This is a genomic window from Streptomyces sp. NPDC054786, from assembly GCF_053611685.1.
In genome coordinates, this window is record NZ_JBSHAW010000033.1 from 1 (window position 1) to 18,366 (window position 18,366).

The window sequence follows — 18,366 nt, forward strand, 5'->3', positions numbered from 1 at the left end:
CTGCCGGCTCTGTCACTGGCCTGGGGCCTGTGGGACACCAGCTCCGGCATGGCCGGTGACCTCGCCGACGCCGACCGCCGACGCCTGGACCGCTCGGGTGCACGCGCACTCGCCGAGGACGAGGCACTCGCTCTGTTCGACGCCGCCGCCGCGCTGGACCGGCCCGCGGTGGTCCCCATCGGCCTCGTACCGAAGGCGCTGGAAGCTCTCGGCGTCGGTGAAGTACCTGCTCTCCTCCGCGGAATAGTCCGCACAAGGAGCCGACGGGCAGCGGGTTCCGGACCGGCCGGGGAGGCCGGACTGCGGGCGAAGATCGCCGGCCGCTCCGCAGCGGACCGCGCCGCAACATTGCTGGACACGGTGCGCGCGCAGGCGGCGGTGATCCTGGGCCATTCGTCGGCCGCAGAGATCGACCCCGACCGCTCATTCAAGGAGCTCGGATTCGACTCGCTGGGCGCGGTGGAGTTCCGTAACACCCTCAACGCACTGACCGGCCTGCGTCTTCCGTCCACACTCGTCTTCGAGTTTCCGGATGCGCGCGCACTCGCCGAGTACCTGGCTGCCGAATTGGCTCCCGCTACGGATGCCCGGGACAGGGCCGAGGAGGCGCGGGTGCGGGAGATCCTGCGCTCCGTGCCCTTCGAGCGGCTGCGTGCCGCCGGACTGATGGACACCCTGCTGGCCTTGTCCGCAGACAAACAGGCCCCGGCCGCCCCACCGTTGGAAGCTGCAGCAGGCCCGGCCATCGACGACCTGGACACCGACGCCCTGATCAGCATGGCACTGGGCGACGACGCCTAAGGGCTTGCAGATCATTAACACATCATCTTGATCACGCTGTTGAGGTTGTTGCTCTGGGTTCGAACCCGAGCCTGGAGGGCTGTGAGGGCGGTGGGCGGGGTTGGGCCGGCGCGATGACGATGACGTGTGCCTTGAATAGCCTCCTGATCTTCAGCAGGGTGCGGTGCACGGCGGTTCGACTGCTGTCGAACAGCACGGCGAGGGGTTCTGCGGCCAGGACGACCCGTAGGAGGAGCACGGTGGCCAAGACCTGGTCGGGGAAGGCCAGCCGGGGCGGGCGGCCGCGCTGGGTATCGCCGCCCGCAGTCAAAGTCTCTGCGAGGCGGGCCAGTTGCTGTGGGGACATTCCGGTCAGTGTGCGGTTGGAGAGCAGGGCCTGGTCCCATTCTGGGTTCAGCGTCTGCGGGGCCCTGGCCGCCGGGATAGCCAGGCAGGGCTGCGGGTGCAGGGCGTAGTTCCAGTCGTCGTGGAAGGCGTGCCGGGTCAGTGGCAGGGCGGCCAGGTCCGCGTCGCCGATGTGGACTCCAACCGGGTAGGTGTTGGTGTCGAGCCCTGCCCTCACCCGCAGGCCGGTGCGGGTGGTGGTCGCGGCCATGGACTGGACGATGACTTCGTGGCTGGTCAGCGGGCTGCCGCGCCAGTTCATGGTGATGTGGGAGAAGAGCCGGTGCTCGATCTTGTTTCACTTCGAGTCCCCGGCGGCAGATGACACACGGTGATGGTCAGCCCCGTTTCCGCGGCGAGCGTGGCCAGTTCGAGTTTCCAGGCCCGGATGCGGTAGCCGTTGGAGCCGCCCGCGTCCACGGTGATCAGTAGTCGTGTCGCGTTTGGGTAGGTGCTCCGGCCCTGGTCGTGCCACCAGCGGCGGATCGATTCCACCGTGAACGCGGCAGTGTCGTGGTCGATGCCGATGATGATCCAGCCGGTGTTCGCCGCGAGATCGTAGATCCCGTAGGGGACGGCTTTGCCCAGCTGCAGGTCGGCGAAGTCATGGACGTTCACCCGTACCGGATCGGCCGCAGGCCGCCACTGCCGTCCACTGTTCTTAGAGCTCCTAACGCAACACGGTTCGCAGGCGTCGCCAGCAGATCAGCGAGCAGGCGAGCTTGAGGAACGCCTCGTGGATGTCGTCGCGGGTCTCCCAGCGGATGCGCAAGCGGCCGAACCAGTGCAGTAGCGCGATCGTCTGTTCCACGACCCATCGCTTGGCTCCGAGCCCGAAGCCGTGGGCGGTGCCGCGGCGGGCGATGACGGGCTTGATACCTCTCGCCCAGACCTGGCGGCGGTAGCAATCGTGGTCGTAGCCGCGGTCGGCATGGACCTCCTTCGGCCGCTGCCGGGGGCGGCCGCGTTTGCCGCGGATGGGTGGGACCGCTGCCAGCAGGGGCATCAGCTGGGTGACGTCGTTGCGGTTGCCGCCGGTCAGGGCCACGGCCAGTGGGATGCCGGTAGCGTCGCAGATCACGTGGTGCTTGGAGCCCGGCCGGCCCCCATCGACCGGGCTCCGTCCGGTTTTGGGCCGCCCTTGAGTGCCCTCACGTGGGAGCTGTCGATCACCGCCCGCGACAGATCCAGGCGGTCGGCGGCCCGCAGCTCGTCCAGCAGCACCTCGTGCAGCCGCTGCCAGACTCCCGCGTTGTTCCAGTCCCGCAGCCTGCGCCAACAGGTCATCCCCGAGCCGAACCCGAGCTCCTGGGGCAGCCATTCCCACTGGATGCCGGTGTAGAGAACGAACAGGATGCCGCACAGCACCTTGCGGTCCTCCAGCACCCTCTTCCGGCCCGGCCGCTGGCCGCCACCTGATGGCCTCGGCAGCAATGGCTCGATCCTCGACCACAACTCATCGTCAACCACCCACGGTTGGGGATTTCGCTCGCCCACACCCAAGCAACCGACACACCCCTACGCAGGACACGGCTACCCACGTTGCGTTAGGAGCTCTTTAAACTCGCCGACGAGTTCCTTCTTCTTGGTGTCCACGCTGGTCACTGGCTGACCGGTGTCCCGGTGCTCGCGGGCCTGCTCGTTGAGACCAACGACCGCCGGAACGGGAAGCAACACCTTGATTCCCTGCAAGCCCTAAGGGCTGTCCCGGAGCCCATGTCTCAGTATCGGCAGATGCGGTCGATGATCTGGGCTGCGGTCGTGGTCCATCGGGACCGGACGTTCGCGGCTATCACCGCCCTTACCGGCGGACTGCCTCTGGCCGCCGCCGGCACGGCCGCGGCCGCCGCGGCCGTGGCTGTCACCTGTCCACCGGTCTGACGGTGGCCAGACGAGCTGATCCGGCGAGAAGCGACGGCCCGGCCTGCATACGCGGGCCAGGCCGTTTCGTCGTCCTCGAAGTCGTTACCTCGACGACCGGCCCGAGTCCTCGACCTCCGTCCGCAGCACCTCGGTGACCTCGTCGGTGAGTCGCCGAACGGTCTCGGCCTCGAACACCCGGGTGCGGTAGCCGACGTGCGCGCGCACCTCGGCGCCGTCCTCGATCATGTGCACCTCGACGTCCCAGTGGGTGAACCGCCTGCTGCCATGGAAGACCTCCACGTCGGCGTTGGCGATATCGATCACGCCACCCTGGAACATCTTGATTTCGCCGTGTCCGGTTTCGCTGCCCCGCGGCGGGGTGTTGATCAGCTGGATGGCCACCCGCAGCGGCCAATTGGTGAACAAGTCCTGGCCTGGCTCTAACTGTTCGAACAGGAACGGGACCAGCCTGCCGAACGGCAAGTCCTGATGGGTCTGCGCGCCGAGCGTGGTTTCCTTCACCCTGCCCAGCAGTTCGCGGAAAACCAGTTCGCCGGAGACATCGGTTCGCAGCAATTGAAGATTCGCGAACGGTCCGATCAAATTCTCGATTTCGGTCCTTGTGCGCCCCGCGATCGGCGTGGCGATCGCGACATCCTTGCGCTCCGAGTACTTCGAGAACACGGCGAAGAACGCCGTGAGAAGCGTCTGGTACAGGGTCGCGCCTTCCTCGACAGCGAGCGCACGCACCCCCTGCATCAGCTCGCCAGGCAACCGCCAGACCAGCGCACCGCTTTCGTTCGACGGCGGAACCTCGGGTTCCCGGTCGTACGGTAGCCGCAGGTCCCCGACGAATCCACGTACCTTGTCCTGCCAGTACCGCCACTGCACGTCGAGGCCGGTCAGACGTTCTCGCTGCCACACCGCGTAATCGCCGTACTGCACCGGCAGCCTCGGCCAATCCGGTTCGCGACCCTCTGCGATCGAAGCGTAGGCGGTGGACAATTCGTCCCCAAGCACCCCGAGGGACCACACGTCGGTCGCCATCCGGTGTGTGGTCACCAACACCACATGGTCGTTGGCACCGAGCCTCAGCACGGTGGCACGCAAAAGTGGACCCGCGCCGAGATCGAACGGCTGCCCGGCGTCATCGGACGCCAACTGCCGTGCGGTTTCCATGCTGTCCACTTTAGACACGCTGACCTCGCCCTGCCAGGTCGGCAGGATTTCGTGCACCACGACCGCGCCATCCTGTCGGTATACCGTGCGCAGCGATTCGTGCCGCTGGACAACGGCGCGCACCGCGGCCCGCCAGGTGACCAAGTCGAACCTGCCACGCACCCGAACCGCCAGTTGGGCGTTCATCGCCGGGTTGCCCGGATCCTGCTGTTCGATCTCCCAAACTGCTTGCTGGCCAAGGGAAAGCGGCAACGCCCTATCCCGCGGCACAGGGACGATCGCACTGACGTCGGTCGCTGTTCCGCTGCGCAGCGCCTCGGTGATGGCGGCGCCGAGCCGGCGCGCAGTGCGTTGTTCGAACAAGTCCCGGTATCCAGCCACGGTGGCGCCGAAGGCGGCTTCGATCCGGGAGATCGCCATGGTCGCGCTCAGCGAATGCCCGCCAAGCGCGAAGAAGTCGTCGTCGATCCCGACCAAGTCGACATCGAGCACATCGGCGAACACCCCACACAACAGAGCTTCCTCGGTGGTCCTCGGTGGCTCGTACACCGAGGTGAGCATCGACCGCGCCCCCGGCGCTGGCAACACCTTCCGGTCGACTTTTCCGTTGTGCAGCAACGGAAGTTCCGGTAGCAGGACCACTGCGGTCGGGATCATGTAGTCGGGTAGCCGGTCGAGGGTGAACTCCCGGATGGAGATCGCCAACTCCTCGTTGTCGGCCTGTCGCGCTGTCGCCACTACATAGCCGATCAGCCGTTTCTCCCCCGGTTGGTCCTCGCGAACCACCACGACTGCTTGCGCCACCGCCGGATGTTCCGCGAGCACCACCTCGATCTCGGCCGGTTCGATCCGAAACCCACGCAGTTTGACCTGTTCGTCCGCGCGGCCGAGGAACTCCAGTTGCCGCTCGGCCGACCAGCGGGCGATATCCCCGGTCCGGTACATCCGTTCCCCCGGCACGAACGGGTCGTCCAGGAACCGCTCGCCAACGTGATCCGGCCGGCCGAGGTAGCCAAGGGCCACCCCGGCACCCGCGATACACACCTCACCGGGCTCGCCCGCCGGCACCTCGGTCATATCGTCGTCGAGCAGGTAGACCCTGGTGTTGTCCATCGGCCGACCGATCGGAATCACATCGGGAACCGCCCCCGCGTCCCGCATCTGGTAGCAGGTCGCGAACGTGGTGGTCTCCGTCGGCCCGTACCCGTCGACCACGGCCAGGCCGGGGCACGCGGTGAGGACCCGGCGCACGGCAGCGGCCGGGACCACATCGCCACCGGTCCACACTTCCCGTGCGCCGGCGAAACTCTCCGGCGCCTCGTGCGCGATCAGCCGGAACAACCCTGCGGTCAACCACAGAGCAGTGACCCCGTGTTCGGCGATCGCGGTGCGCACCATCGCTGCGTCCGGCTGGCTCGGCGGGGCGATGACCACCTGGCCGCCGCGCGCCAGCGGCACCCACAGCTCATAGGTGGACGCATCGAACGCGTGCGAAGAGTGGAACAACACCCGGTCGTGGTTTCCGGTGTCCCACCGGTGATCCAGTACCAGTGCGACCACATTGCGGTGGCTGACCGCGACGCCTTTCGGCATGCCGGTCGAGCCTGAGGTGCACATCACGTAGGCCAACCAATCAGGCGACACAGTGATGTCCGGGGCGTGGACCGGTTCATCGGCGCAGTCCGGGTTCGCGTCGAACCCGAGGATTCCCGTGTCGGCAAGCACTTTCGCGCGCAAGTCCGGATCGTCGGCGAGCACCACGCGTGCATCGGCGCTCCGGACCATTTCCCGGTTGCGTGCGACTGGATTGCCCGGATCGAGCGGGAGGTAAGCGGCCCCCGCCTTGAGCGTGGCCAGTATCGCGACGACCAAGCGCACCGAACGTTGCATGACCAGCGCGACCACTCGGCCATCGAGCGGACCGCAGCGCCTGAGCAAGAACCACGCCAGTTGGTTTGCGCGCGCGTCGAGTTCGGCGTAGGTGAGCGGGCCTTCCTCACCGCAGATCGCGATCGCCTCTGGATCGTCGGCGACCCGTTTCGCGAACAGGCCTACGAGGCCGATATCCGGCAGCTCGATCACCGTCTCGTCCGGTACCACGATACTGCGTCCGGCATTAATCCCCTGCATGGATCGTCTCCTTGGAGTCGAGCACATCCGAAATTTCCGGGAATTGCGCGATTGCCTCCGCCGCCGAAAGCGGTGCGCGGAAAGGCCCGCGGAGCACGGAAAGCAGCACACCGGGGCGCAACAGCCGGTGTTCCGGTGCGGTGAGGGTATGCACATCGAACAGCACCCGGGACAGCGCCGGATTCACCGCAGCGGTCCTGGCGAACCGGATTGCGAATCGGCGCGCCAACTTACTACCGGCGCCGACAGTGGTCCGGACCTCAGGAAACCACAGGTCGGTGCCGACCGCGGCATTCCACGAACCGGTCACTTCCTTGGCCGCGTCCGCCTGCACCAGCTTGCCGATTCCGTCGACGATTCCCTTGCGCGCCAACTGATTTCGCAATGACAGCACTTGCCTCGCGGCGACCGACATCCCCGCGCCGTAATTCGGGTTCAACGCAGCGACCGCATCGCCGATGGCGACGAACCCCTCCGGCATACGCGCGCGTTCGAAGTACCGCCGACGGTTCAACGTGCCCCGATAAGGCACGATCGGGCTGGCTGGATGCGCTGCGGCGAGCAGGTCCACGATCACGGAATGCCCTACGCTCGCGGCGAATTCGGCGTACCCGTGCGCATCGGACGGTGGGACGCTGCCACGGGTGCCGATCATGGTGACGATCCACTGCCCGTCCTCGATCGGGAAAATCGCTGCGCCCATTCCCGGTTGACCGGTGCCCGGGCGCGGTTGGATCATCACTGCGGGCAGTTGCGCGCTCGGCGCATGATAGCGCCTAGTGACGTAGACGAGCCCGGGGTCAACTATGGCTTCGCGCACCGGCGGCACACCGAGTTCAGCAAGCCACTTCGGGGCGCGAGAACCGCGGCCGGTCGCATCGACCACAAAATCGGCACTCAGCACCCCGTGCTGGGTCCGCACCCCCGTCACCCGTCCCGCGTCCCCGACCAGCCCGACCACCCTGGCGCCCGCTCGGACTCGGATCGGTTGGCGGGCCAGGAGTTGCTCATGCACCGCGTAGTCGATCAAGGGGCGGCTACAGGCCAGCACATAGGCGGCGCCGGGATGGCGTTGGTACCAGCCCTCGGCCGAGCGGGTCAGCACACCGGCTGGCAGATCGAGCCGGCGAGCGCCGAGCTTGGTGAGCAGGTCCATGGTTCCCGGCAACAGCCGCTCGATCGCCAGTGCCCCACCGCACATCAGCGTGTGGCTGTGCTTGCCCTGCGGGATTCCTCTGCGCGGCAACGGGCTACTGCTCATACGGTCACCTTCGACGAGGGTGACCTCGTCTGCATATGGAGCAATTGCCGCAGCGGCGAGCATGCCGGCGAGCCCGCCACCGAGGATCACAGCATTGGTCATTGTTCGACTCCCCCGAACATGAGTATCGCTATCGGGATTTTCCATTTCTCAGCGATCGAGAAAGTCGGCAGATCCTCGCCGGTCTCCATATCTGTCCCATACCCGAGTTCGGCCATCCTCGGCACCACCGTCGGTCGTTGTCAAATTCGGTGAAACCCAACGTAAATGGCGTCGGAGCGTGCGCCACACCCCTACGAACCCCTGTTCTCCGAGCTGGCGTCCCCTGTAGTGCCCGGATCTGTGCACCAAACCTGTGGGGTTGACAGCATTGCGCTCTTCGGGTGCTCCGCGACCATATAGGGGCCGCACCCGAACGATCACCTTCGAAGGAGAGCCGCCGATCCCTTCAGGTGATTGACGCGACGGGTGGGTGGCCCCCTTGGAACTACCCCCTCCACACGTGATCGACTCGAGCCTTCGCGAGATTGATCGGTTCTTGCACGGGACAAAGCTTGCCGAGACCACCGTGGCGCCCATCGGACATGCCCTGATGCCACTCCTGTATCCCCAGCCCGACCGGGCAGCAGCCTGGCGTATCAGCTTCCTCGAAGAGTCGGACCGCTGTGAGGCTCCCGGCTGGAGCGCGCTGTTCGCCACCCTGCACGCCGATGCACTTCTCCGCGTCGGAGCCCCGTCCACCTTCTATGCGTTCGACACCAGCCCTGCATCGGCCCGTTCGGTGCGTGACGCGGCGCTGACCGGACTGATCAGGGAGGTCCACGCGGAAAACTATGGCGTCTACGGGGTCCGCAATGGCGCGACGTTCCGGTGCCGGAATTCTTCACTGCCTTCGCCGACCGGTTCCCCATCCCCAACCAGCAGGGTGGGATGACATACCCCGGACTCGTCCGTGCCTCTTGGGACCGGGCCATCAAGCGGCTGGGGCTTCGCAAATACACACCTCATGACCTGAGGCATAAACGGGCGACCGTGACCTTGACGAACGGAGTGTCCATTCACGAGGTGTCCCGGTGGCTGGGGCACCGGTCCATCAAAGTCACGGTCGACCGCTACGGGCACCTCACCCAGGACGGGCGTGAGCGCTGCCGTCAGGTGGTGGCGACAACCTTCGAGGGCTACCTGCCGGAGGAGTTGTCGGTCGGGCTGGCGGCGTGAGCCGCTACCGGATTCCCAGCTCCGCGAGTACCCGGTGCTGAGTTGGTGCTGGCTTAGCCGGGAAGTAGAGGTAGCAGACGCCTCCCGTAGCGCTCTTGACCTGGCCATTTGCGTCGTGGCGCTTCGTCCGCAGCCACACGTTCTCGAACTGGCGGCGCTTGTAGACGCGCCGGACCGCGGCGTTGTCGGGCGAGGCCGGGTCATTGGCGATGACGTCGCCGGTCTTGGTGAAGCCGACGATGGTCATCAGGTGGCCGGCGGTGCCGTAGCCCGCGCCGTCGAGTTCGGTCTTCAGGAAGGACTGGGACGTGATGACCGGGATGCCTGCGTGGACGAGGCGTTCGGCGTCCGTGAGGGAGGACAGGCGGGTGACGACGCTCTGCAGGTCCTGGTAGGTGGCGGCATAGGCAGCGTTGAAAGGCCAGTTGCCGCAGCCGTCGTACTGGTAGTCGAAGGTGTAGCGGGCGGCGTGGCAGACCTGGGGGTCGGCGTAGTCGGGGTTGACCCAGGACAGCTGCTGCTGGGAGGGCTTGCGGCCCCAGTATTCGACGATCATCTGGGAGGAGGTGGGGCTGCACCAGGCCTCGCCCCCGTTGTCGTACTCCGGGTACTGACCCTTGTGGATCTCCTGCGAGTAGCGGGGGACGACCAGCTCACGGCCGACCGTTCCGGGCACGGACGCCGGCACCTCGAAGCGGTCGGGGATGTCCGAGCCCATGGCGCCCAGCCGCCGGACGGTGGGGGTGAGGGTGCCACCGGGCTTGCGGTAGAGGGTGACGCGGAGCTCGTAGGAGGTCAGGCGGAGGCCGCTCGCCGGGGTGTCGATGGCGAAGGTGTCGGTCGAGATGCTGCTCTTGCCGTCCTTCTGGTCGTCGACGGAGGTCCGCCGGATGTCGGCGTCGCTGTCGCCGGCGGTCCAGCGGCCCATGACGTACCAGGGGGTGCGGCCGCCGTCGCTGTAGGTGCCGCGCAGTTCGACGGCGATCCACGTGCCGGACGGGGTGTGCGCGTTCCAGGAGGCGACCACTTCGGTGGCCGGGGCCTTGAGGCGGTGGACCGGAGACGTCCAGGTGGCGTACTCCCAGGTGGCGGTCCTGCCGGTGTGCGGATCCCGGTAGTCGAAAGTGCCGGCCGGGTGCGCCAGGCGGATGCCGGGCCGGGCGCCGTGCGCGAGGGCGGTGCCCTTGGCGTGGCCCTTGGTCCAGTCGGCTGTGGTGGTCCAGGCGTGATAGTCCACGAGGCTCTTCGATCGGCGCGCGGGGGCGTCCGGGGTGGTGGCGGTGGCCGGGGCCGCGGTGCCGGCGGGTCTGCGGGTGGCGTCGGCGGCCTGCGCCGAAGGGGTGGCGACACCCGCCGCGGCGGCAAGAGCGGCGGCCAGGACGGTGCGCCGGGGCGCGGAGCTGGTCATGGTGGAGGTCCCCCAGTCGGATGCGTACGAGCGGGTGCGAAAGGTCGGGCCGGGGCCGCGGGCGGGCACGGGCGGATCAGCAGTGGCTCAACTATTCCCGTTCCGGGCCTGCTTCGGAAGGCGCTACGACGCGCGTCGCCGCACGAATATTGGTGTGGACCACTGGCACGAAGAGGGGCATGGTCCCCGCGCGTACGCTGGCGCAATGGACCGTGATCTGGCTTCGCTCGCCGCTCGGCTGCGCGCCGCGCCGCCGTCCTGCGGGCCGGTGCGGCTGATCGCGGTGGACGGGCACGCGGGGTCGGGCAAGAGCACGTTCGCCGGGCGGCTGGCCGATGCGCTGGGTGGTGCGCCGGTGGTGCACACGGACGATCTCGCCACCCATGAGGAGCTGTTCGCCTGGAGCGAGCGGTTCGGTGCCCAGGTCCTGGGGCCGCTGTCCCGGGGGGAGACGGCGCGGTACGGCGTCTATGACTGGGTACGCGGCGGGTTCACCGAGGAGCGTGAGCTGGCGCCCGCGCCGCTGGTGCTGGTCGAAGGCGTGGGGACGGGCCGGCGGGCGCTGCGCCCGTATCTGGCGAGCCTGCTGTGGATGGAACTGGCGAGCGAGGACTCATGGGAAAGGGGACGACTCCGGGACGGACCGGGGCTCTCCGCATTCTGGAGTGGCTGGATACCAGCGGAGCGCGCGCACTTCGCAGCGGATCCTTCGCGTCCGTATGCCGACTTCCTGGTGCACCAGAAGCAGATGGGGTACGAGGTGCTCATGGGACCTTCCACGACGCTCTGAACGGCCCCGCATCTCACGCTCTGTAGCGAACCGCGGCCGGCGGCCCGAGCGGCGCCGACAGGGTCCCGCCGAGTGCCCCAACTCGGCTTGACCTGGGGGGCGTACAGGACTTACGTTCTTAATGTGCGGTTCTATGGACCGCCCGCAGATGCGAAGCCCCCGGTTGTTCCCCCGTGATCGGGGGCTTCGTTCTGTGCAAAACCCTCTCTTATCGCCGCTCGGCGCCGCCCCTCCCTCACCCTGGGTCACCGCATTCTTCGCGCCGCCGCGCCGCGCCCCGTCGTCCGCTCTTGCCCCGTACCGCCCTCTACGACCTGCACCGATCCCGCAGGTACGATGCCAGTCCGTGCCACCGCAGGCCGGGACCGATGTGCGCGCGGAGAAGGTCAACTCCCGCCCGCCGTACGCCGGTTCGGGAGGCCGCGGCCCGGCACTCGCCCGGCGGCACTCGGGGGGACGTTTTGTGGGGGGACGGGATGGATGTCGGCACTCAGGGTTCGCCCGCCCCGGCCGAGCTCGCGTGGCTGCGCGCGGTCGACGCCTACACCGTGGGCGCCTATCCGCAGGCGGAGGAGGAGTTCCGGGCGGCGGTACGCCTCGACCCGTCGATGGCCGACGCCTGGCTCGGCCTGCACGCACTGCGCGCCGACACCTCCATCGCGCTGCTGCGGATGCACCGGCACCGCGACCGCTTCGGTGAGATGCGCGCCCGCCACCGACGCACCCTCAACTCCTGGTACTGGCTGGGCTGGTGGGTGCAGCCGGTGCTGGAGACCGGCCGCGATCTGCTGCTCGCCCACGCCTCCCACTGGCTCGACGGCCGCCATGTCGCCGAGCTGGACCAGGCACTGGCCGGCTGCCCGCCGGTCGACACCGACCCCCAGGTGCGCTTTCTGCACGCCTGCCGCGCCTATCTCGTCAAGGACTGGGACCAGCTCGTACGGCACACCGAACCGCTGCTCGGCGATCCGGTGCTGGGCATCGAGGCGGGGCTGTTCGGCGGGATGGCGCGGGTGCGGCTGGAGATGTTCGGGCAGGCCGAGCCGCTGCTGTCGGCCGCGTTGATGCGCTGCCGCAGCGAGCAGCCGCAGCGTAAGGAGCTGCGCTACTGGCTCGCTCGCGCCCATGAGGGCACCGGCCGCAGCGCCGCGGCACTCCCCCTCTACCGCGCGGTGCACCGCGTCGACCCGGCGTTCATGGACACCGCGGCGCGGCTCGCCGCCATCGCGGAGGGGGACGGCCTGGACGAGGGCGTCGATCTCGCGACGGTCTCCGCATCCGGCCTCGGCCAGGAGGCCGGCGGCGGCGATCTGGCCCCGCTCGATCCGCTCGACGGCCGTGAGCTGCTGGTGACCGGCGAGGCGGACGGGCCGGAGGGGGAGTTGGGCGGCGTGCCGGCCGGGAGCGATGCCGCGGCCCGGGTCAAGGCGACGGCGCCGATGCCGCGCGGCGCCGAGCGGCTGCCCGCCGCGCCCGCCGATCCGGTGCTGTTGGAGAAGGCCCTGGCGGAACTGGAGCGGATGGTCGGCATGGAGCCGGTCAAACGGCAGGTGCGCGCGCTGTCGGCCCAGCTGCGGATGGCTCGGCTGCGCGCGAGCCAGGGGCTGCCGGTGCAGCCGCCGAAACGACACTTCGTCTTCTCCGGTCCCTCCGGCACCGGCAAGACGACCGTGGCCCGGATACTGGGGCGGGTCTTCTACGCCCTGGGACTCCTGGGCGGTGACCATCTCGTGGAGGCCCAACGGTCCGATCTGGTCGGCGAGTTCCTCGGCCAGACCGCCGTCAAGGCCAATGAGCTGATCGACTCGGCGCTGGGCGGCGTGCTGTTCGTCGACGAGGCGTACAGCCTGTCCAACTCCGGCTACAGCAAGGGCGACGCCTACGGCGACGAAGCGCTGCAGGTGCTGCTCAAGCGCGCCGAGGACAACCGCGACCGGCTCGTGGTCATCCTGGCGGGCTACCCGGAGGGCATGGACCGGCTGCTGGCCGCCAACCCCGGCCTGTCCTCCCGCTTCACCAGCCGCGTCGACTTCCCCAGCTACCGGCCGCTGGAGCTCACCGCGATCGGCGAGGTGCTGGCCGCCGAGAACGGCGACCACTGGGACGAGGAGTCCCGCGACGAGCTGTGCAGCATCAGCGGCCATGTCGTCGAACAGGGCTGGATCGACGAACTGGGCAACGGCCGCTTTCTGCGCACCCTCTACGAGAAGAGCTGCGCCTACCGCGATCTGCGGCTCTCCACCTGGCGCGGCACCCCCACCCGCGACGATCTCGCCACCCTCCGGCTGCCCGACCTGATGCAGGCCTACGGCGAGGTCCTCTCGGGCCGCGGCCCGGACATCCAGGGGCCGCCGCCGAAGGGGCTGGATCTCTAGGCACCGGGACCGCACCTCCGGCCCGGCCCATCCGCCGCGGAGGCGGACAGACCGGCTCGGACGCGCTCCGGCCGGCTCAGCGGGCCATGGCACGGTCCTCGGCCGGCAGCGGTGCCTCCTCGCGGGGTTCGCTGACCCGGTCGCCCGCTCTCCGGTGGACGCGGGCGGCGGGGGCCCGGCGGTGGGCCGGGTCGCGGACCTCGCCGACCAGCGTCTCCAGGACGTCCTCCAGCGCGACCAGGCCGAGCACCCGGCCGGTCGCATCGGCGACCGACGCCAGATGGGAGGCGGCCCGGCGCATCGCCGTGAGGGCGTCGTCCAGGGGCAGCTCGGCGCGGAGCGTCGTCATCGGGTGCCAGATGCGCTGAGGCACCGCGCGGTCGCGTTCCTCCAGGTCGAGAACGTCCTTGACGTGCAGATAGCCCATGTACGCGCCGCCGGGCGCACACACCGGGAAGCGGGAGTAGCCGGTCCGTACGGTCAGCTCCTCCACCTGGCGGGGCGTCACGGTCGGTTCGACGGTGACCAGGCCCGCCCGGTCGAGGAGGACGTCCGTGACGGGCCGGCTGCCCAGTTCCAGCACATCGGAGAGCTGTTCCTGCTCGGCGGGTTCGAGCAGGCCCGCCTGGCCCGAGTCCTCGACGAGATGGGTCAGCTGTTCACTGGTGAAGACCGCCTCGACCTCGTCCTTCGGCTCCACCCCGAAGATCCGCAGCACCCCGCGGGCGCAGGCACCGAGCAGCGCGGTGACCGGGCGGCACAGCCGTGCGAAGGCGACGAGGCCCGGGCTGAACCACAGGGCGGTCTTCTCGGGTGCCGCCATGGCCAGGTTCTTGGGGACCATCTCGCCGATGACGAGGTGGAGGAAGACCACCAGCGCCAGGGCGATGACATAGCCGAGCGGGTGGACGAGCGCCTCGGGGAGACGGACGGTCTCGAAGACCGGCTCCAGGAGGTGGGCGACGGTCGGCTCGGCGACGGCGCCGAGCGTCAGGGAGCAGACGGTGATGCCGAACTGGGCGGCCGCCATCATCTGCGGGAGGTTCTCCAGACCGTGCAGCACCTGCCGTGCCCGTGTGGAGCCTTCGGTCGCCAGGGGTTCGATCTGGCTGCGGCGTACGGAGACCAGGGCGAACTCGGCGCCGACGAAGAAGCCGTTGGCGAGTACGAGCAGCACCGCGAAGAGCAGCTGGGCCAGCGTCATCGGGCCACCTCCGCGCCCACCACGACGGGCTCACGGGGTGCCTGGGCGGCGGCGGGCACCGTGACGGTGGCGGTCCGTACGATCCTTATCCGCTCGGCGCGGTGGTGCGACACCAGCCGCACCCGCAGCCGCCAGCCGTCGAGTTCCGCGATATCGCCGGGGGCCGGGATCCGGCCGAGTATGTGTGCCACCAATCCTGCCACCGTCTCGTACGGTCCTTCCGGGGCGTCCAGGCCGATCCGCCGCAGGGTGTCCACCCGGCAGCCGCCGTCGGCGTCCCAAGCGGGGCGGCCCTCCTCGGGCGGGGCCTGGCCCAGTTCGGGCAGATCCACCCCGTCGTGCTCGTCGCGGACCTCGCCGACGAGCTCCTCGATGATGTCCTCCAGGGTGACCACACCGGCCGTGCCGCCGTACTCGTCGACGACCACCGCTATCGGCTGTTCGCTGCGCAGCCGCTCCAGCAGCGCCTGCACCGGCAGGGTCTCGGGCACCAGCAGCGGCGGCACCGCGATCCGTCCCGCCGGGATGCGCAGCCGGTCGTGCGCCGGGACGGCCAGCGCGTCCTTGAGGTGCACCATGCCGACGACCTCGTCGAGACGGGTGTGGTAGACGGGGAAGCGGGAGAGTCCGGTGGCACGGGTCAGGTTCACCACGTCCTCGGCGGTCGCGGACGCCTGCAGGGCGCTCACCCGTACCCGCGGCGTCATGACGTTCTCCGCGGTCAGATCGCCCAGCGAGAGGGTGCGGACGAACAGGTCAGCGGTGTCCTGCTCCAGGGCGCCCGCGAGGGCGGAGTGCCGGGCGAGCGAGACCAGTTCGCCGGGCGTGCGGGCGGAGGCCAGCTCATCGGTCGGCTCCACCCCCAGGCTGCGCACCAGACGGTTGGCGACGGTGTTCAGCAGGGTGATCACCGGGCGGAAGAAGCGGGAGAAGGCCCGCTGGGGGCCCGCCACGACACGGGCGACGGGCAGTGGCTTGGAGACCGCCCAGTTCTTCGGCACCAGCTCACCGACGACCATCTGGACCGCGGAGGCCAGCAGCATGCCCATCACGACGGCGGTGCCGGACACCGCTCCCGTGGGCAGGCCGGTGGCGGCCAGTGGTCCGGACAGCAGCTCGGCCAGCGCGGGTTCGGCGAGCATGCCGACCACCAAGGAGGTGATCGTGATGCCCAGTTGGGTGCCGGACAGCTGGAAGGAGAGTTCCCGCAGGGCGGAGACGACGGTGTGGGCGCGGCGGTCGCCGTCGGCCGCGGCCCGTTCGGCGTCCGCCTTCTCGACGGTGACGAGTCCGAACTCGGCAGCGACGAAGAAACCGTTGGCCAGGATCAGGACGAGAGCTGCGGCGAGCAGCAACAAGGGGCCGGTCATGCCGCCGCCTCCGTGGTATGCGGGGGTTGGGGAGGGGCGGCGCAGGTACTACAGGACGATCCGTCCATTGCCGGAGGGAGTCACTCCTCGGGTCGGTGTTGGCCCACTGAGGGGCAGGGCGCAGGGTGCGCCCCGGAGAACAGAGTAAACAGCGGGACGGTGATTAGGGCAGGCTCAACCGGCCGTGTGGTCGACAGCACCGTGCTTCTCGGTGAGGTCGCGCAGCGCGCGGGCATCCCGGATGGCCTGGACCTTGGCGATGCCGGGCTGGATGCCCATGGCGGGCAGGCTGGTGCCGTCGGCGAGGTCGAGATGGACCCAGGGGTCGCCTTCCCGGAGGTTGACGCGCAGGACCTGGGCCCAGGCCAGCTCGCGCCGGGTGGTGAGGTTGACCACCGTGACGCCCTCCTGCCGCGCCACCACCTTGGGGCGGCCGAGCAGCAGGAGGACGGCGAGCACCAGCAGTCCGGTGACCACGAAGCTGAGCCGTTCGCCGCCGGTCAGCTTCGGCAGCAGCAGCGCGATCGCGGTGAGGGCGGCGAGCTGGGCGATGCCGACGGCGTACAGGACGACCCGGGTACGGGTCGGCCGGAACGTCACCGGGAGGCTGGGCAGGGGCGCGGACACGTCGTCGGTCTTCCGTCGTGAGGTGCAGCGGTGGATACGGGGTCAGTGGGTGCGGGTCACAGCCGGCAGGCGTGGATCCCGGTGGTCAGGATCGCGCGGGCGCCGAGGTCGTAGAGCTCGTCCATGATGCGCTGGGCGTCGTTGGACGGGACCATCGAGCGGACCGCGACCCAGCCCTCGTGGTGCAGCGGGGAGACGGTCGGCGACTCCAGGCCCGGGGTGAGGCCGACGGCCTTCTCCACGTGCTCGACCCGGATGTCGTAATCCATCATCACGTACCGGCGGGCCACCAGGACGCCCTGCATGCGGCGCAGGAACTGGCGCACCTTCGGGTCGTCGTCCGGGGCGCCGGTGCCGCGGATGACCACGGCCTCGGACTTCAGGATCGGCTCGCCGATGATCTCCAGCCCGGCGTTGCGCAGGGTGGTGCCGGTCTCCACGACGTCCGCGATGATCTCGGCGACGCCGAGCTGGATGGCGGTCTCCACGGCGCCGTCGAGGTGGACGACGGAGGCGTCCACGCCGTTGTCGGCGAGGTGCTGCCGGACCAGGCCGGAGAACGAGGTGGCGATCGTCATGCCGCCGAACTCGGTGACGTCCTTGGCGGTACCCGGACGGGTGGCGTAGCGGAACGTCGAGCCGGCGAAGCCGAGCTGGAGGATCTCCTCGGCGGGCGAGCCGGAGTCCAGCAGCAGATCACGGCCCGTGATGCCGATGTCGAGCTTGCCGGAGCCGACGTAGACCGCGATGTCGCGCGGCCGCAGGAAGAAGAACTCGACCTCGTTCTCGGCGTCGACCAGGACCAGTTCCCTGCGGTCCTTGCGCTGGCGGTAGCCGGCCTCATGGAGCATCGCCGACGCAGGCTCGGACAGTGAACCCTTGTTGGGGACAGCGATGCGCAGCATGAGAACGAGTTCCTTTGCACTGAGGGGTGTTGCGGCGGGTGCGGGGGGTGTGGATCAGAGGTGGGCGTAGACGTCGTCGAGGGAGATGCCCTTGGCGACCATCATGACCTGGAGGTGGTAGAGGAGCTGGGAGATCTCCTCGGCGGCGGCCTCGTCGGACTCGTACTCGGCGGCCATCCACACCTCGGCGGCCTCCTCGACGACCTTCTTGCCGATCGTATGGACACCGGCCTGCACCAGCTCGGCGGTACGGGAGGTGGCGGGGTCGCCCGTGGCGGCCTTCTGCTGGAGCTCGGAGAAGAGCTCCTCGAACGTCTTCTTGGACATGATGGTGACTACCCTACGCGGTCGACCCGTGCGATCAGCGCCAGGGCTCGGACACGGTCCGCAGGGTCGCTGCGGTGGCGACCGCGGCGGTGACCGCTTCATGGCCCTTGTCCTCGGTGGATCCTTCGAGGCCGGCACGGTCGAGCGCCTGCTGCTCGGTGTCGCAGGTCAGCACGCCGAAGCCGATGGGTACGCCGGTGTCCACCGACGCCTGGGTCAGACCCTGGGTGACGCCCTGGCAGACGTAGTCGAAGTGCGGGGTGCCGCCCTTGATGACCACGCCGAGGGCGACGACCGCGTCATAGCCGCGGCCGGCCAGCACCTTGGCGACGACCGGCAGCTCGAAGGCGCCGGGTACCCGCAGCAGCGTGGGCTCGTCGATGCCGAGCTCGGTCAGGGCGCGCAGCGCGCCGTCCACGAGTCCGTCCATGACCTGTTCGTGCCATTGCGCCGCGATGACGGCCACCCGCAGGTCGCCACAGTTCTTCACGGTCAGTTCGGGTGCGCCCTTGCCGCTCACGGTT

The 18,366-nt window shown here is 69.0% G+C and carries 16 protein-coding genes and 2 pseudogenes; 6 read left to right on the forward strand and 12 right to left on the reverse strand.

The features are described 5' to 3' along the window. Window positions 1-801 (forward strand): beta-ketoacyl reductase (locus ACWGI6_RS26080; protein ID WP_453269762.1); only part of this gene is annotated, 801 nt, incomplete at its 5' end. 14 nt (window positions 802-815) lie between these two features. On the opposite strand, the pseudogene ACWGI6_RS26085 reads toward ACWGI6_RS26080, so the two are convergent. The 3 genes and pseudogenes from ACWGI6_RS26085 to ACWGI6_RS26095 form a co-directional block, all read right to left on the reverse strand. Further along, window positions 816-1,848 (reverse strand): annotated as a pseudogene (locus tag ACWGI6_RS26085) (ISAzo13 family transposase); the annotation flags it as partial. A gap of 7 nt (window positions 1,849-1,855) precedes the next feature. Then, window positions 1,856-2,655 (reverse strand): IS5 family transposase gene (locus tag ACWGI6_RS26090; RefSeq protein WP_453269763.1). Its coding sequence is split into 2 segments (ribosomal slippage): window positions 1,856-2,316 and window positions 2,316-2,655, totalling 801 coding nucleotides; the frame shifts between segments, so codons are not numbered across the junction. A gap of 87 nt (window positions 2,656-2,742) precedes the next feature. Next, window positions 2,743-2,832 (reverse strand): annotated as a pseudogene (locus tag ACWGI6_RS26095) (ISAzo13-like element transposase-related protein); the annotation flags it as partial. Between ACWGI6_RS26095 and ACWGI6_RS26100 the strand changes: the two are divergent. Beyond that, entirely contained in the window at window positions 2,809-3,066 is a 258-nt protein-coding gene (locus tag ACWGI6_RS26100; RefSeq protein WP_453269831.1) for a hypothetical protein, read from the forward strand. The pseudogene ACWGI6_RS26095 and the gene ACWGI6_RS26100 overlap by 24 nt on opposite strands. Window positions 3,067-3,150: 84 nt before the next feature. Here the strand turns inward: ACWGI6_RS26100 and ACWGI6_RS26105 are convergent, their stop codons facing one another. Then, window positions 3,151-6,357: an amino acid adenylation domain-containing protein gene (locus tag ACWGI6_RS26105; RefSeq protein WP_453269764.1), complete on the reverse strand. Its 3,207-nt coding sequence runs from the start codon at window positions 6,355-6,357 to the stop codon at window positions 3,151-3,153. After that, complete coding sequence (locus ACWGI6_RS26110; RefSeq protein ID WP_453269765.1) at window positions 6,344-7,720, reverse strand: NAD(P)/FAD-dependent oxidoreductase; 1,377 nt, start codon at window positions 7,718-7,720, stop codon at window positions 6,344-6,346. The genes ACWGI6_RS26105 and ACWGI6_RS26110 overlap by 14 nt, the downstream gene beginning before the upstream one ends. A 400-nt stretch (window positions 7,721-8,120) precedes the next feature. Here ACWGI6_RS26110 and ACWGI6_RS26115 point away from each other — a divergent pair, with 400 nt between their 5' ends. Further along, window positions 8,121-8,552 carry a hypothetical protein gene (locus tag ACWGI6_RS26115; protein ID WP_453269766.1) on the forward strand — a complete coding sequence of 144 codons (432 nt, stop codon included), beginning with the start codon at window positions 8,121-8,123 and terminating at the stop codon, window positions 8,550-8,552. Beyond that, window positions 8,549-8,836 (forward strand): tyrosine-type recombinase/integrase, encoded by a 288-nt coding sequence (locus tag ACWGI6_RS26120; protein ID WP_453269767.1) that lies wholly within the window; start codon window positions 8,549-8,551, stop codon window positions 8,834-8,836. The genes ACWGI6_RS26115 and ACWGI6_RS26120 overlap by 4 nt, the downstream gene beginning before the upstream one ends. Before the next feature lie 4 nt (window positions 8,837-8,840). Here ACWGI6_RS26120 and ACWGI6_RS26125 read toward each other — a convergent pair whose 3' ends face one another. Beyond that, a complete protein-coding gene (locus tag ACWGI6_RS26125; protein ID WP_453269768.1) occupies window positions 8,841-10,244 on the reverse strand; it encodes a peptidase C39 family protein in 1,404 nt (467 codons plus the stop codon). 205 nt (window positions 10,245-10,449) lie between these two features. Between ACWGI6_RS26125 and ACWGI6_RS26130 the strand changes: the two genes are divergently transcribed. Then, complete coding sequence (locus ACWGI6_RS26130) at window positions 10,450-11,034, forward strand: uridine kinase family protein (protein WP_453269769.1); 585 nt, start codon at window positions 10,450-10,452, stop codon at window positions 11,032-11,034. A 476-nt stretch (window positions 11,035-11,510) separates the two neighbouring features. Then, window positions 11,511-13,409, forward strand: coding sequence for an AAA family ATPase (locus tag ACWGI6_RS26135; protein WP_453269770.1), 1,899 nt, complete (start codon window positions 11,511-11,513; stop codon window positions 13,407-13,409). Window positions 13,410-13,485: 76 nt separating this feature from the next. Here the strand turns inward: ACWGI6_RS26135 and ACWGI6_RS26140 are convergent, their stop codons facing one another. From ACWGI6_RS26140 to ribH, 6 genes are all read right to left on the reverse strand, one after another. Beyond that, window positions 13,486-14,613, reverse strand: coding sequence for a hemolysin family protein (locus tag ACWGI6_RS26140; protein WP_453269771.1), 1,128 nt, complete (start codon window positions 14,611-14,613; stop codon window positions 13,486-13,488). Next, the gene (locus tag ACWGI6_RS26145; protein ID WP_453269772.1) at window positions 14,610-15,983 is read right to left on the reverse strand and encodes a hemolysin family protein; all 1,374 of its coding nucleotides are present in this window, start codon (window positions 15,981-15,983) and stop codon (window positions 14,610-14,612) included. The genes ACWGI6_RS26140 and ACWGI6_RS26145 overlap by 4 nt, the downstream gene beginning before the upstream one ends. A gap of 174 nt (window positions 15,984-16,157) precedes the next feature. Then, window positions 16,158-16,610 carry a PH domain-containing protein gene (locus ACWGI6_RS26150; RefSeq protein ID WP_453269773.1) on the reverse strand — a complete coding sequence of 151 codons (453 nt, stop codon included), beginning with the start codon at window positions 16,608-16,610 and terminating at the stop codon, window positions 16,158-16,160. Window positions 16,611-16,666: 56 nt separating this feature from the next. Next, a complete protein-coding gene (gene hisG / locus ACWGI6_RS26155) occupies window positions 16,667-17,515 on the reverse strand; it encodes an ATP phosphoribosyltransferase (RefSeq protein WP_453269774.1) in 849 nt (282 codons plus the stop codon). A 54-nt stretch (window positions 17,516-17,569) separates the two neighbouring features. Next, the gene (locus ACWGI6_RS26160; protein ID WP_086720687.1) at window positions 17,570-17,842 is read right to left on the reverse strand and encodes a phosphoribosyl-ATP diphosphatase; all 273 of its coding nucleotides are present in this window, start codon (window positions 17,840-17,842) and stop codon (window positions 17,570-17,572) included. A gap of 34 nt (window positions 17,843-17,876) precedes the next feature. Next, window positions 17,877-18,362, reverse strand: a complete 486-nt coding sequence (gene ribH, locus ACWGI6_RS26165; protein ID WP_453269775.1) for a 6,7-dimethyl-8-ribityllumazine synthase — start codon at window positions 18,360-18,362, stop codon at window positions 17,877-17,879. Window positions 18,363-18,366: the final 4 nt, after the last annotated feature.

Excerpts from the sequence above, each read along its gene's own strand:
- ACWGI6_RS26145 (WP_453269772.1), bottom strand. The coding sequence starts at position 15,983 with ATGACCGGCCCCTTGTTGCTGCTCGCCGCAGCTCTCGTCCTGATCCTG.
- ACWGI6_RS26160 (WP_086720687.1), bottom strand. The coding sequence starts at position 17,842 with ATGTCCAAGAAGACGTTCGAGGAGCTCTTCTCCGAGCTCCAGCAGAAG.
- ACWGI6_RS26140 (WP_453269771.1), bottom strand. The coding sequence starts at position 14,613 with ATGACGCTGGCCCAGCTGCTCTTCGCGGTGCTGCTCGTACTCGCCAAC.
- hisG (WP_453269774.1), bottom strand. The coding sequence starts at position 17,515 with ATGCTGCGCATCGCTGTCCCCAACAAGGGTTCACTGTCCGAGCCTGCG.
- ACWGI6_RS26110 (WP_453269765.1), bottom strand. The coding sequence starts at position 7,720 with ATGACCAATGCTGTGATCCTCGGTGGCGGGCTCGCCGGCATGCTCGCC.
- ACWGI6_RS26105 (WP_453269764.1), bottom strand. The coding sequence starts at position 6,357 with ATGCAGGGGATTAATGCCGGACGCAGTATCGTGGTACCGGACGAGACG.
- ACWGI6_RS26130 (WP_453269769.1), top strand. The coding sequence starts at position 10,450 with ATGGACCGTGATCTGGCTTCGCTCGCCGCTCGGCTGCGCGCCGCGCCG.
- ACWGI6_RS26125 (WP_453269768.1), bottom strand. The coding sequence starts at position 10,244 with ATGACCAGCTCCGCGCCCCGGCGCACCGTCCTGGCCGCCGCTCTTGCC.
- ACWGI6_RS26135 (WP_453269770.1), top strand. The coding sequence starts at position 11,511 with ATGGATGTCGGCACTCAGGGTTCGCCCGCCCCGGCCGAGCTCGCGTGG.
- ACWGI6_RS26120 (WP_453269767.1), top strand. The coding sequence starts at position 8,549 with ATGACATACCCCGGACTCGTCCGTGCCTCTTGGGACCGGGCCATCAAG.